The 13528-nt window shown below is 61.7% G+C and carries 11 protein-coding genes; 10 read left to right on the forward strand and 1 reads right to left on the reverse strand.

Features of this window, described 5'->3' with window-relative positions:
• The first annotated feature begins 98 nt into the window (after positions 1-98).
• The gene (locus SH809_12520) at positions 99-2294 is read left to right on the forward strand and encodes an FG-GAP-like repeat-containing protein (GenBank protein MDZ4700523.1); all 2196 of its coding nucleotides are present in this window, start codon (positions 99-101) and stop codon (positions 2292-2294) included.
• A gap of 16 nt (positions 2295-2310) precedes the next feature.
• On the opposite strand, the gene SH809_12525 is transcribed toward SH809_12520, so the two are convergent.
• Positions 2311-3309 carry a hypothetical protein gene (locus SH809_12525; GenBank protein ID MDZ4700524.1) on the reverse strand — a complete coding sequence of 333 codons (999 nt, stop codon included), beginning with the start codon at positions 3307-3309 and terminating at the stop codon, positions 2311-2313.
• A 283-nt stretch (positions 3310-3592) separates the two neighbouring features.
• Here SH809_12525 and SH809_12530 point away from each other — a divergent pair, with 283 nt between their 5' ends.
• The 9 genes from SH809_12530 to ftsY all read left to right on the forward strand — a co-directional run bounded on the left by SH809_12530 (position 3593) and on the right by ftsY (position 13469).
• On the forward strand, positions 3593-4717 hold the full coding sequence (locus SH809_12530; GenBank protein ID MDZ4700525.1) for a hypothetical protein: 1125 nt from the start codon (positions 3593-3595) through the stop codon (positions 4715-4717).
• 7 nt (positions 4718-4724) lie between these two features.
• On the forward strand, positions 4725-5927 hold the full coding sequence (locus SH809_12535) for a dipeptidase (GenBank protein ID MDZ4700526.1): 1203 nt from the start codon (positions 4725-4727) through the stop codon (positions 5925-5927).
• 69 nt (positions 5928-5996) lie between these two features.
• Complete coding sequence (locus SH809_12540; GenBank protein MDZ4700527.1) at positions 5997-6593, forward strand: GNAT family N-acetyltransferase; 597 nt, start codon at positions 5997-5999, stop codon at positions 6591-6593.
• 6 nt (positions 6594-6599) lie between these two features.
• On the forward strand, positions 6600-8495 hold the full coding sequence (locus SH809_12545) for an alpha-amylase family glycosyl hydrolase (protein ID MDZ4700528.1): 1896 nt from the start codon (positions 6600-6602) through the stop codon (positions 8493-8495).
• Positions 8496-8580: 85 nt separating this feature from the next.
• Positions 8581-9780, forward strand: coding sequence for an extracellular solute-binding protein (locus SH809_12550; GenBank protein ID MDZ4700529.1), 1200 nt, complete (start codon positions 8581-8583; stop codon positions 9778-9780).
• 39 nt (positions 9781-9819) lie between these two features.
• Positions 9820-10698 carry a sugar ABC transporter permease gene (locus SH809_12555; protein MDZ4700530.1) on the forward strand — a complete coding sequence of 293 codons (879 nt, stop codon included), beginning with the start codon at positions 9820-9822 and terminating at the stop codon, positions 10696-10698.
• A gap of 11 nt (positions 10699-10709) precedes the next feature.
• Entirely contained in the window at positions 10710-11543 is an 834-nt protein-coding gene (locus tag SH809_12560) for a carbohydrate ABC transporter permease (GenBank protein ID MDZ4700531.1), read from the forward strand.
• Positions 11544-11732: 189 nt separating this feature from the next.
• On the forward strand, positions 11733-12380 hold the full coding sequence (locus SH809_12565; protein ID MDZ4700532.1) for a CDP-alcohol phosphatidyltransferase family protein: 648 nt from the start codon (positions 11733-11735) through the stop codon (positions 12378-12380).
• Between the two features lie 132 nt (positions 12381-12512).
• On the forward strand, positions 12513-13469 hold the full coding sequence (gene ftsY, locus SH809_12570) for a signal recognition particle-docking protein FtsY (GenBank protein MDZ4700533.1): 957 nt from the start codon (positions 12513-12515) through the stop codon (positions 13467-13469).
• The last annotated feature ends 59 nt before the right edge of the window (positions 13470-13528 follow it).

Raw genomic sequence — 13528 nt, forward strand, 5'->3', positions numbered from 1 at the left:
AGGCGGGCCGGCGTTCCGCGCGCGGGCCCGTTGCTACGAGGGTTGAGTGCATTGTTTTAAGCACATCCATCCCTCGTCTTGCCCGGTTTCAAAAACCCATGTCTTGCTCGTTCGCTCGCCAGGTGGGAGGGTATCTCCTCCTCGGTTTCATCTTCGTAACCTCCTCCAAGGCCCAACTGCTCGATACCGCCGAAGAGGCCGATCGCCTCGGTGATGCAGCCGTGGCCGGCGACTTCAATGGGGACGGTTTCGCGGACCTCGCGATCGGCGTGCCCGGCGAGGAAATTGACGGCCTCGTCGATGCCGGCGCCGTCCATGTCCTCTACGGGTCCGCATCGGGCCTCACCGAGACGGACATGCAGTTCTGGACGCAAAACGACCGGGGAACGCCCAATGCCGCCGGCGCCGGCGATGGCGTCGGGACAAGTCTCGTGGCCGGGGATTTTAACGGAGACGGATTCGACGACCTGGCCATCGGCGTGCCGGGGGAGACACTCAACGGAGCAAACGAAGCCGGCGGCGTGATGGTGCTGTTCGGCGGCGCTCGCGGTCTCGATACCAGCGGGAGCCAGCTGCTCAGCCAGGCCATGGCGGGCATGGCGGATCAGCCCGAAAATAACGACCGATTCGGGGCGGCTGTAAGCACCGGCGATTTTGACGGGGACGGCCTGGTCGACCTCGCGGTGGGAATCCCGGGGGAAAATGTCGGAACGGTCGTTGGCGCCGGCGCCGTGCAGATTTTCTTTGGCGACGCCGGCGGATTCACGGCGCAAAACGGATTGTTTTTGCATCAGGACCTAAGTGGCATGCCCGACACGGCCGAGGGAGGGGATGGATTTGGCGCAAGCCTCGCTACCGGCAATTTTAATGGCGATGCCTTCGGCGATCTGGCCATCGGCGTATCCGAAGAAGATCTTGGAAGTACCCTCGACGCGGGGGCCGTCCACGTATTAAACGGCAGCGCGCAAGGGCCGCAGGCCACTGGAAGCCTACTACTCCATCAGAACGAGACGGGTGTGGAAGGGGATGCCGCGGCCTTCGAACAGTTCGGTTGGGCGCTGGCCGCCGGCGACTTCAACAACGACGGCCGCGACGATCTGGCGATCGGCATCCCATTCGAAGCCGGCAGCGCCCTCGCCGCCGGAAGTATCCAGGTGGTCTATGGATCGGCCAGCGGCCTGAATATCGCTACGGATGAAATATGGAATCAGGATACACCCGAACTTAACGCCACGGCCGGCGCGGGCGACCTGTTCGGATACGCTCTGGCGACAGGCGATGTCGACGGCGATGGGTTCGTCGACCTCGCCGTCGGTACCCCGGGGAAAGCCAGCTTTTCGTTTGTGGAGGCCGGCGCCGTTTATATCCTTTCAGGCAGTGGAACGGGGCTGGCCGGCGCAGGATTCTGGCAACAGGGGGATGGGGGAACGGATGACGAAACGGAAGGAGGTGATTTTACGGGAGCCGCGCTGGCCGCCGGCGATTTCAACAACGATGGCAGAGCCGACCTCGCCGTCGGATCTCCATTGGAGGATCGAGGCGACACCGAGGACAGCGGCCGCGTGCTCGTCCGGTTCGGCGCCGCGAGTGGGCTCGATGACGCCATTTCAAGCGCCTGGTCTCAGAACAGCCTCCCGCAACAACCCGAATTGATCATCCCGGAAAGCGGCGCGACCGTCGTCATCGGCGGAGCGGATGCACCTGTTGATCCCGAAACCCCGTTCTCCATCGTCTGGTCCCTATCAGACGACGCCGACGGCCATACCGTCACCTACTACTGGCAGCTCTCGCTCACGCCGACGTTCAACATCCTACCCAAAAACGTAGCACTCGGAGTGGCTACACGCTACGAAACCACCATCGGGGAAATCGGTCGCATGCTCGGCGCCATCGGGATCCTGGCGGATAGCTCCTTTACGTTTTATCACCGCGTGATCGCGACCGACGGCCGCGGCCAGCGCGTGGGCGAGGCGTCGGCCGTGACGTTTGTGCGCGGCCAGATCGTGGCGAACGAGGCCGGCGAGACGCCGCTCGTGTTCGCACTGGAGCAGAACTACCCGAATCCGTTTAACCACAGCACGACGATTACGTACGCCCTCCCGGCCGCCGGCACGGTCCGGTTGGACCTATACAACCAACTCGGCCAGCGGGTGCGCACCGCCGTTGACCAGGCGCAGGCGCCAGGGCGGTATACCGTTACAGTAGATCTGTCCGACCAGCCGAGCGGACTCTACCTCTACCGCATCGACGTCGAGGGTCGGCAAGAAGTCCGGACGATGGTGCTCGTCAAATGATACCGGCACGTGTGCTTTAACGGCCGTCCAAAATATCCTGTCGGATGCGATACGCCTTCTGCTTGCAGGCATTGGAGCAGAAGTCTTTCTTGCGGCCTTCGAGTACATTCGCGCAAGTGGGTCCTTTGCAATACCTCACGGCGCCGCCTACACTGCGACGTGTGGCTTTGTCCCTCGTTACAAGCGCCGCCGCCCCGTCGCCAGATTGCGACGGCGATACGTCGAGCATTCCATAATCCGGCATCGCGGCTCCGTCGTGACCGTCTCCCTGGGCGTCCTTCCCATCCCCACCATCACCGCTCATCGGGAGCAACGGCATCGAACGCGAACCCAGGCTCAACCAGTTCGTCTTCATCTTGCTCGCGCGCTCCACCGGTACGCCGATCGACTTCAACAGGTAGGGCAACTCGATGCGTCCAGAGTTGCGGAGGAGATTGCGCGTACGGCGCGACATCGACTCTTTCCAGAGCATGTCCATGCGCTGGTGTTGGACGTGGGCTTTGAGCCGGCGGATGTTGCGCCGGTTATCCAGCGCCAGCTGCTTGCGGTCCAGCACTTCTCGCTTTTCCTCCACATGGGTCTGATGTTCATGCGCCACGGTGTCTCGCTCGGCGTTGGTGATCGGATCCACGCTCTGGATCAGGAACGCAAATACGAACATACATGGGGCCGAGGTCGGCAAAATCCAGGCATAGTACAGCTGTAACCAGTCCGACGCGCCGTCTGATTGCGCCTGGGCCAGGATGCCGGCCGTGGCGTAGAACATGGCGAAGACGCCGGCCCACAACGATACCCTGAGCATGGGGCCCACCAGTCGTCCATCCTTCCAGTGTTTGTAAACCGCCCACAACATCAGCTCCACCGATAGGATACCGACCAGGACAAAGACGAAAAAAACGATGTTATGGGCATGCGTAAATGCATTGATGCAGTTGTGCGCGCCCGAATAAATCAGGAATAGCAAGTGGATCTTGTCGAGCGCGGGCATATCCCGCTTGAGAGAGGTGTCAATCATAGGAGCTTGGGGATCTGCTGGTTCTTCGGAGATACACATATAATGTACATATGTTTATGCGTACATGTCAACCGACGCCTCGCGCCCTTCCAGCTTTGTCGCAATTCGTCTCAAAACCAGGTTGATGTTACCGTAACGCGTTACCGAACGACCTACGGCGTAACGGTAACGAACTCCGCTATCTCGTAACGGAAATGACGATACCCCCCCGGCCAGTCCGGTTTTTCCCGACCCCTTGCTGTACATTGCACCGTTTCGATTCACTATCTCATTTTCCCTTACGATGCCTCGACTTCCTGTGAAATGGCACGCGCTTCGGCTATCGATTCTCGTCCTGCTCGCTTTGATTGTCCGATCCGTTCCGCCCGCCGCCGGCCAGACGCAACGCGCGACGGAAAACGTCATCCTCATCTCGCTCGACGGCCTCCGCTGGCAGGAGGTGTTTTCGGGCGCCGACCCGGTTTTGATACGCACGGAGGCGTATGTCTCGGATACGACCGACCTCATCGCCGCTTTCTGGCATGCCGAACCTGAACAGCGCCGCCAGATACTGATGCCTTTTTTCTGGGAGCATGTCGCCGTCAACGGGCAACTCTTCGGCGACCGTCCGGCCGGCAGCCTGGTGAATGTGTCCAACACCATGTGGTTCTCCTACCCGGGATATAACGAAATCCTCACCGGCTTCGCCGACCCGCGCATAGACAGCAACGCAAAACGGCCCAATACAAACACGACAGTGCTAGAAGCCGTCAACGCGATGCCCGGCTTCGGGGGGAAGGTAGCCGCGTTTGGCTCCTGGGATGTGTTCCCGTACATCATCAACGAGGCGCGCAGCGGGGTGCCTGTGAACGCCGGCTTCGAGAAAGCGGACGGCTACCGGCTTACCGACCGCGAGATCTTTCTGAACGAGCTCCAGGATCAGACCCCCAGCCCCTGGTCCACCGTCCGCCTGGACGCCTTCACCCACCACTACGCCCTCGAATACCTGAAACGGAATCGCCCCCGGCTGCTGTATGTCGCTTATGGCGAGACGGACGACTTCGCGCATGATGGCGACTACGACGCCTATCTCCATTCCGCCCATCAAACCGACGCTTTTACCCGCGACCTGTACGAATGGACGCAGGCCGACCCACGGTATCGCGATAAAACGACGTTTATCGTCACAACCGACCACGGCCGCGGCACGGTCCCCATCGACACCTGGCGCGGCCACGGCGATGACGTCGCCGGCGCCGATGAGATCTGGCTGGCGGTTTTTGGTCCGGACACGCCGGCCCGTGCCCCCGAATCCCTCCAGGGCCAGTGGTTTCAAAACCAGGTGGCGGCGACGGTTGCGGCGTTCCTGGGCGTCGCGTATTCCAATACCCCCGCGCCCGGCGCTCCGGTGCGCGAGGCGATGAAATAAGAAGGGTATGGCGCGATTCCGTTTCGGGCTCCGCATCGCCGGCCTGGTGCTGGCGGCGGCTCTTACGCTCTTTTTTCTGTTGGCGCCCGGTAGTGTGGATCGACGCATGAACCGGATCGCTGAGTCGCCGGTCGGCTCCCTGGAGCAACAGCCCGTCTCGGAACAGGCCGCGGCGTTCCATGCCGGCCTGGTCGTGGCGGATCTCCATGCCAACCCGCTCTTGTGGGGCCGTAATCTGGGGCGGACGTATTCCTACGGCCACATGGACATCACCCGGATGCAGGTGTCGGGCCCCGCGCTCCAGGTGTTCTCGGCCGTGACAAAAGTGCCTGCCGGCCTCAATTACACCCGCAACGATGCCGACAGCGATCTCGTCCGCTGGCTCGCCCTCACCCAGCTCTGGCCGCCCCACACCTGGTTCAGCCTGCGCAACCGGGCGCTTTACCAGGCGGCGAAGCTGGACCGTGTCGCCGCGCGATCGGACGGGCGGCTCGTGGTCGTCCATTCCGTGCGAGATCTTGAGGTGTTCCTCCGTCGCCGGCAGGCGCAACCCGGCCTCATCGGCGGCATCCTGGCGATGGAAGGCCTCCACGCACTGGAAGGGGACGCCGATAACCTGCAAACCCTGTTCGACGCGGGCTACAGGGTGTTCGGGCTCACGCACTTCTTCGACAACGAAGTGGCCGGTTCGGCCCACGGCGTGACGCAGGGCGGGCTGACCCCGTTCGGCCGCGATGTCGTCGCCTGGATGGAGCGCCACAACGGCATCCTCGACCTCGCCCATCTATCGGCCTCGGCGTTCGACGAGGTATTGGCCCTCACCGGCCGGCCGGTCATCGTCTCCCATACCGGCGTCCAGGGGACTTGCCCAGGACCCCGCAACCTGTCCGATGCACAGATCGATCGTATCGCCGCCAACGGCGGCTTGATCGGCATCGGCTTCTGGGAGGGCGCCGTCTGCGAGCCGACAATCGATGCGATCGTGGAGGCGATCCAGTACGCCGTCGCCCGCGCTGGCATCGATCACGTGGCCCTGGGGTCGGATTTTGATGGCGCGACGACCGTCCCGTTCGACGTGACCGGACTTCCGTGGCTCACCGAAGCCTTACTGAAGGCCGGATTCTCCGGAGCGGAAGTCGGCCAGCTGATGGGAGGCAATGCCGTACGCTTCTTTCTGATGCACCTCCCACCGGGGACGCCCGGCCCATGAGCGTGGCAGGTTGATGCATCCGTCGTATATTCCGCTGTCCCTACCGCTGCGCGCACACGTGCTTACACTATGGCCGACACCGAGACCGTTCAAGAGGACGCAACCCTCGCCTTTTATCCACTCACCAGCGACCGCTGGTCGGATCTCCTTACCCTCTTTGGCGACAACGGCGCCTGCGGAGGGTGCTGGTGCATGTACTGGCGCAGTCTGCGTGTGACGTACGAAGCCGGCAAGGGCGATACCAACCGCGCTGCTTTCGAGCAACTGGTTCGCGAAGGCCCCCCGCCCGGCGTGCTCGCGTATAGTTACGGAGTGCCCATCGGCTGGTGTGCCGTCGCCCCACGCGAGCAGCTGACACGCCTCACGCAGTCGTTTATACTGCACCCGCTGGACGACCAGCCGGTGTGGTCGGTCTCGTGCTTTTTTGTGACGCCTGGACGGCGTAAAAGCAAGGTCGGCATGGCGCTCCTCCTGGCGGCCGTCGACTTCGTGAAAGCACAGGGCGGCCGAATCGTTGAAGGCTACCCGGTCGAGGCGCGGCATACCTCCATGCCGCCGGCGTTCGCCTGGACGGGTTTTGCCTCGACGTTCCTGGCGGCCGGCTTCACCGAATGCGCCCGCCGTTCCGAAACGAGGCCCATGATGCGCCTCACATTGCCAGATTGAACCGCCATGGCTGCTTCATCCGTTTCCTTCCGCCTCGCCGCGCTCTTCGTGCTGTCCCTCCTGGCGGTATCCGCCGGCTGCCGACCCGAAAGCGCCCTCCCCACCCGTCTGGACCCCCTGCCGACAGGCGGCGCCGAGCCGGCATGGGTGACCGACGCGATCTTCTACCAGATCTTCCCCGAACGATTCGCCAACGGAGACCTCGCCAACGACCCGACCCGCGCCTCGCTAGAGTACGTAGAGGCCGTGCCGGAAAACTGGCAGATCTCTCCCTGGACAGCCGACTGGTACAGTCGTGCAGACTGGGAGCAAGACATGGGAGATAACTTCTACGAACACGGGGTCTTCCACCGACGGTATGGCGGAGACCTCCAGGGCGTCATCGATCGGCTGGATTATCTCCGCGACCTCGGCATCAATGCGCTCTACTTCAACCCGCTTTTTTACGCCCGGTCACTCCATAAATACGACGGCAACACGTTCCATCATATCGACCCCTACTTCGGGCCGGACCCCGATGGCGACCTCGCCCTCATGGCGCAGGAAACCAGCGAGCCCTCCACCTGGCACATGACAGCGGCCGATAGCCTCTTTTTTGTCCTCGTCGACCAGGCGCACCAACGCTCCGTCCGGATCGTGATCGACGGCGTCTGGAACCACACGGGGCGCGACTTCTTCGCCTTCGCCGACATCCGCGAGCGACAGGAGGAATCGCCCTACAAGGAATGGTACATCATCAACACCTTCGACGACCCCGCCACGCCCGAAAACGAATTTGCCTACGAGGGCTGGTGGGGGGTAGAGACGCTGCCATTGTTTGCGGATACGCCGGATGGCGCCGACCTCCACCCGGGCCCCAAAGCGTACATCTTCGACGCCACGCGTCGCTGGATGGACCCCAACGGCGACGGCGACCCGTCCGACGGCGTCGATGGCTGGCGGTTGGATGTCGCCCCGGATGTGCCCACGGCGTTCTGGGCGGACTGGAACGCACACGTCCGTTCCCTCAATCCCCAAGCCTATACAGTGTCTGAAGTCTGGTTCGACGCCAGCCGTTTCCTGCAGGACGGCGGCTTTTCGGCCACGATGAACTACCACGGCTTTGCCTTTCTGGTGAAGGGCTTTTTGGTAGATAATGCCCTCTCCGCCAGTGCCTTCCTCCAGCAACACGAAGAGCGCCGCGCCGAATACCCGGCGCCGATGCAGTACGCCATGCAGAATCTGATCGATTCGCACGACACGGACCGGCTGGCTTCGATGATCGTAAATGCGCGTACGGCCTACGATCAACCCGAAAAGTACGACTACGACGTAAACGTCAGCCCCCGCGGATACGCGTCCTATCAGGTGCGCAAACCGGACGCCCGCGAGCGGTCCATCCAACAACTCGTCGCCCTCATGCAGATGGCCGGCCTCGGCGCCCCGATGATCTATTATGGCACCGAAGCCGGCATGTGGGGCGCCGACGACCCCGACGATCGGATGCCGATGGTCTGGCACGACGTGGCCTACGAACCTCAGCGAAGTGACCCACTGGGCCGGCCGCGGCCTGAGAATGGGATGGATTTCGACGAGAATGTGTTCGCATTCTACAAACAGGTCATCGCACTCCGCAACGAGCAGCCCGCACTTCGTGGCGGGGCGTTTATCCCCCTGCTGGCGGACGATGCTCTCAATAGCATCGCCTTCGCGCGCCGCGACGCCGACGATCACCTGGTCGTCGCCATCAATCGAAGCGAGTTGGCGCAGCGGCTCGAAATCCCCCTCGACGGCTTCTCGGAGGCGGGGCGGGTCGTGTTCGTAACCTCGGGGGACGCTTCAGCCATTGAGCTCGGCATCGAACAGGAGCGGCTCATCATCGGCCTGCCGGCGCTCACGGGCGCCGTCGTCGCCGTCCAATAAGGCCATCAGCATGGACTCGGTTAGATTGCGAAGCAAACGGTACCCGGCCAGGTGTGCGACAGGAAAAGCGCTTGCGCACCTGCTGATGGCCACGCTCTTCGCCGCGTCCTGCGCCCCGCCGGACGACCGTGTCCATATTCGGATCTGGCACCAGAAAAACGACGTCGAGCGTTCGTTTTTCGAAGAAGCCGTGGCGGCGTACAACGCGTCCCATCCCGACCGTGTCGTCGAAGTGCTCTATAAAGAGACCGAAGAGCTCAGAAATCTCTTTATTGTCGCATCCGTGGGAGGGCAGGGGCCGGAACTGGTCTACGGCCCGTCCGACAATCTGTCGGTATTCGCGCTCACGGGCGCCATCTCGCCCATCACGACCGTGCTCGACTCGGCCTATCTGGCGCAATTCGATGACTCCGGTGTCATCCGCTGGAACGATGAAGCGTGGTTGGTGGGGGACCAGGTCGGCAATCACCTGACGTTGGTCTACAATAAGGCGCTCATGCCCCGGCCTCCGGAGACGACCGACGAGATGATCGTGATGCTCCAGGCGCTCACGAAGGACGACGACGGCGACGGGCGCATGGATCGGTACGGATTGACCTGGAATTATACCGAGCCCTTTTTCTTTATCCCCTTTCTCACCGGGTTCGGGGGATGGATGATCGACGACGCCGGCCGGCCCACCCTCGATACCGAGGCGACCGTCAAGGCCATCCAGTTTGTGCTCGACCTCCGCGATCGCTACCAGGTCATCCCCCGCGAGAGCGACTACAACATCGCCGAGACCCTCTTCAAGGAAGGCCGTGCCGCCTCCATCATCAACGGCCCCTGGGCGTGGGCCGGGTACGGCGATGCCGGCATCGACTACGGACTGGCCCGCATCCCCATAATGTCCGAAACGGGCCTCTGGTCCGCGCCGGTGATTTCGTCGAAAGGGTATTCGGTCAACGCCAACCTGGACGACGCCCTGAAGCCGTACGTCCGCGACGTCCTTATCTACCTCACCGATGCCGCCATGCAGCGCCAGATGGCCGCGCGCCTGGCCGCCATCCCCACGCTGGCATCCGTTCGGGGAGATTCGGTGGTGATGGCAAACCCCATCCTGCGGGCCTCGCTGCGGCAGGTCGAGGTGGGGCTGCCCATGCCTCTGGCCCCCCAGTTGCGACAGGTGTGGGACGGGATGCGCGGGCCGTATCAACTGGTGATGAACGGCGCGATCTCCGCCGAGGAAGGCGCCCGCCAGATGCAGGCTGAAGTCGAAAAACGCATCGCGGACACCTTTTTATAACCCAGTCACACCCATCCGAATGCGTACTCCCTGCCGCCCATGAGTGATCGCCTACGCCATCGGCTTTTCCTGCTGGCTTTGCTGGGCCCCACCATTCTGGTGGTGCTGGTGGTCGTGGCGTATCCGTTTTTTGAGAACGTACGGATTTCGCTCTCGAACATGAACATCTACCATATCCGGGACTGGGAGGTGATCGGGTTTCAGCAATACGCCGCCGTCCTGGCCGAGCCCCGATTCTGGGAGATCCTGGGGAAGACGATCGCCTGGACGCTGACGAATATCGTATTCCATGTGGTCCTGGGCGTATTTCTGGCCGTCATCCTGCATCAGAAATTTATCGCCGGCCGCTCCGCCTGGCGGGTTGTGCTCATTTTGCCGTGGGCGCTCCCGCAGTATATCACAGCGCTGACGTGGCGTGGGATGTTTAATTACGAGTACGGAGCCGTCAACCTGATTCTGACGCGGTTTCTCAACCTGCCGGCCGTCGAGTGGCTCACGTCGCCCTTCGAGGCGTTCGTGGCGGTGGTGTTGACCAATATCTGGCTTGGATTTCCCTTTATGATGGTGGTGGCGCTTGGCGCGCTGCAGTCTATCCCGGCCGAGTTGTACGAGGCGGCGGAAGTGGACGGCGCCTCGGCGTGGCGTCAGTTCTGGAATATCACGGTCCCCATGATCAAGCCGGCGATGATCCCGGCCATCACGCTGGGCATCGTGTGGACGTTTAATAACATCAACGTCGTCTGGCTGGTGTCCAACGGCGGCGAACCCAACGACCAGACGCACATCCTCGTCTCGTTCGTCTACGAAGCGGCGTTTTCCATGTATCGGTTCGGTTGGGCCGCGGCGCTTTCCATGATCATCTTCGTCATCTTGCTCACCTTCACCCAGGTGTTTCTGCACCGCACGCACACCGTTTAGCAACCGATCCCATGCGCTCCAGAACCCTCCTTGGCCGGATGGCCGCGTACGCCGCGCTGACGTTTTTTGCGATTGTATCGGTGTATCCGGTCACCCAGATCATCACGATCTCCCTACGGCCGGCGGATCAGTTGCTTTCAACATCCCTCGCCTTCATCCCCGAAGGCGCCTCGCTCGACAACTACCGCGAATTGATAGTAGAAACGCCGTTTCTGGCCTGGCTGATGAATTCCTTTCTGGTGGCGCTGGTTGTAACCATCACCGGAGTCGCGCTGGCGTCGACCGCCGGCTACGCGCTCTCACGCTTCCGATTCATGGGGCGAGGGGCCCTCCTGAGCGGGTTGCTGGTCACCCAGATGTTTCCGGCGACGATGCTCCTGCTGCCGCTGTACGTGATGCTCATCCAGCTGCAACTTCTTAACTCGTTTATCGGCATCATCATCATCTACACCGCCACCGCATTGCCGTTTTGTGTCTGGCAGATGAAGGGGTACTACGACACCATTCCGCCGGCATTGGAAGAAGCCGCACGCATCGACGGCTGCACGCCGTGGCAGGTGTTTTACCATGTGGTCTTTCCGCTCGCCGCGCCGGCGCTGGTCATCACGGCGCTTTTTTCGTTCATGACGGCCTGGAACGAGTATGTGGTGGCCAATGTGGTGCTTCAGGACACGGATATGTTCACCCTGCCCCTCGGCTTGAAACTCTTTCAAAGTACGCTGACTACAAAGTGGGGTCTCTACGCCGCGGGTTCGTTGCTGGTCTCGATTCCGGTTGTGGCGCTGTTCCTTTTCTTGAGCCGGTATCTGATCTCCGGCCTAACGCTGGGCGCCGTCAAGGGCTGACCCTCGCCTTTCGATCGATTATTTCAATCCATTCCTTCGCCTGATCGAACAGGCGTGACGACACGAGGGTAGTGTTGCCGTTGTTCCTAGCGGATTCTACGCAAGCGGCTCACTACGAGCCCCCGACAAACCATTTCCATGCTCGCGCGTACGTTTTCCAGGTCGTGTATGTACCTGTCCGTTTTACTCATGGCTGCCATGTCCGAGGGAAATAAGATAAGCATCCGGACGCTCGGCACGTTCTGGACGTTGGCGAATATGCTCAGCATACTCCGCATCGTCCTCGTATTGCCCATTACGTACATGATCGTCGAAGATGCACCGATCCGCTGGACGCTGGGGCTGATCTTCCTCGCCATCTGTACCGATTGGTTTGACGGCACCATCGCTCGCTGGTCGCATACGGTTTCGGAGTGGGGCAAGGTACTGGATCCCATCGCGGATAAAATCGCGGCCTCGGCGGTGGTGTTGGCCCTTGTGATCGCAGGGAGTCTGCCGGCATGGTTCCTTGTCCTCGTCCTGGGGCGGGATCTCCTCATTGTCCTCGGAAGCGCTATCGCCGCACACCGGCTGAACCGGGTATTGATGAGCATCTGGGTCGGGAAAGTCGCCGTGTTCGCCCTGTCTCTCACCGTGCTGGCGGCATTGCTCAAGGCGGATCCGCCTGTCATGCAGCTATCGATCTGGATCACCTCGGTCCTGTTTATCTACTCGTTCTTGCTGTATGTCGTGCGTTATGTGTCCATCTTCCGCACGGCCGGCCCGACAGGCGATGGCGCCCACGACGTACCTTTTACCGTGAAATCCGTCGAGCAGAAGGCAGAATCCCTGGGCTGATCGCGCCGGCCGCTGGAACGGCCGCCTCTTTGCGTCGTATCGGCATCTCTTTTCCGGCGGGCACGGGCGTTTGGTTCGGTTCCGCCAACGCTACGATACATTCACCAGCGCGAACGTCGATCCGGCGGCCTGATGGGACTCTTCGATCGATTCAAAACCCGGGACTCCGAGCAGGAACGCCTCGAGCAGGGCCTCGAAAAAACCAGAACCAGTTTTCTCGGCAAGATCGGCCGCGCCTTCAGGGGCAAGGACCAGGTTGACGACGAGGTGCTTGACAACCTGGAAGAAGCCCTCGTCACAAGCGATGTCGGCGTCAAGACGACCCTCGAGGTCATCCGCATGGTGCAGGAACGCGTCGCGCGGGACAAGTACCTCAATGCCTCTGAGCTAAACGGGTTAATCCAGGACGAGATCGCACGCCTGGTCATTGGCGATGCGCCGGGCCGGCCGGCCGATTTCAGCGCCCCGCTTCCGAAGAAGCCGCACGTGATCATGGTCGTCGGCGTCAACGGCGTTGGCAAGACGACCACGATCGGCAAGATGGCCTACCAGTATAAAAAGGCCGGCCGTAGCGTATTACTCGGCGCCGCCGACACGTTTCGTGCCGCCGCCACCGAACAGCTCGGCATCTGGGCGGAACGCGCCGACGTCCCGATCATCCGACAGGGCCACGGCGCCGATCCCGCCGCCGTCGCATTCGATACGATTGCCTCGGCGATCACCCGAGACTGCGACGTCGTGATCATCGATACCGCCGGCCGCCTCCATACAAAGGGGGGGTTGATGGATGAACTGACCAAGATCAAACGCGTCATGAGCCGGCAGATTCCCGACGCACCGCACGAAGTGATCCTCGTGCTCGACGCCTCCACCGGCCAGAATGCCATCCGTCAGGCGGAGGAGTTCACGCGCAGCGTGGAAGTGACAGGGCTGGCGCTCACGAAACTGGATGGCACGGCAAAAGGCGGCATCGTCATCGGCATCTCGAACGAATTTCAGATCCCCGTCAAATACATCGGGGTGGGAGAGGGGATCGAGGACCTGCAGGTTTTCGATCGCCGGCGTTTCGTCAGTGCTCTCTTTTCGTGAGGACTGAAAGCGTAGGGCAGTAAGCAATGCCCGTGTTGCCCCATTGGGTGAATCGTACC

The sequence above is a fragment of the Rhodothermales bacterium genome, assembly GCA_034439735.1.
GTDB lineage: Bacteria > Bacteroidota > Rhodothermia > Rhodothermales > JAHQVL01 > JAWKNW01.

Bases quoted from the DNA above. Each gene is read 5' to 3' on its own strand.
- SH809_12520 (MDZ4700523.1), top strand. From the start codon at position 99: ATGTCTTGCTCGTTCGCTCGCCAGGTGGGAGGGTATCTCCTCCTCGGT.
- SH809_12525 (MDZ4700524.1), bottom strand. From the start codon at position 3,309: ATGATTGACACCTCTCTCAAGCGGGATATGCCCGCGCTCGACAAGATC.
- SH809_12530 (MDZ4700525.1), top strand. From the start codon at position 3,593: ATGCCTCGACTTCCTGTGAAATGGCACGCGCTTCGGCTATCGATTCTC.
- SH809_12535 (MDZ4700526.1), top strand. From the start codon at position 4,725: ATGGCGCGATTCCGTTTCGGGCTCCGCATCGCCGGCCTGGTGCTGGCG.
- SH809_12540 (MDZ4700527.1), top strand. From the start codon at position 5,997: ATGGCCGACACCGAGACCGTTCAAGAGGACGCAACCCTCGCCTTTTAT.
- SH809_12545 (MDZ4700528.1), top strand. From the start codon at position 6,600: ATGGCTGCTTCATCCGTTTCCTTCCGCCTCGCCGCGCTCTTCGTGCTG.
- SH809_12550 (MDZ4700529.1), top strand. From the start codon at position 8,581: ATGGCCACGCTCTTCGCCGCGTCCTGCGCCCCGCCGGACGACCGTGTC.
- SH809_12555 (MDZ4700530.1), top strand. From the start codon at position 9,820: ATGAGTGATCGCCTACGCCATCGGCTTTTCCTGCTGGCTTTGCTGGGC.
- SH809_12560 (MDZ4700531.1), top strand. From the start codon at position 10,710: ATGCGCTCCAGAACCCTCCTTGGCCGGATGGCCGCGTACGCCGCGCTG.
- SH809_12565 (MDZ4700532.1), top strand. From the start codon at position 11,733: ATGGCTGCCATGTCCGAGGGAAATAAGATAAGCATCCGGACGCTCGGC.
- ftsY (MDZ4700533.1), top strand. From the start codon at position 12,513: ATGGGACTCTTCGATCGATTCAAAACCCGGGACTCCGAGCAGGAACGC.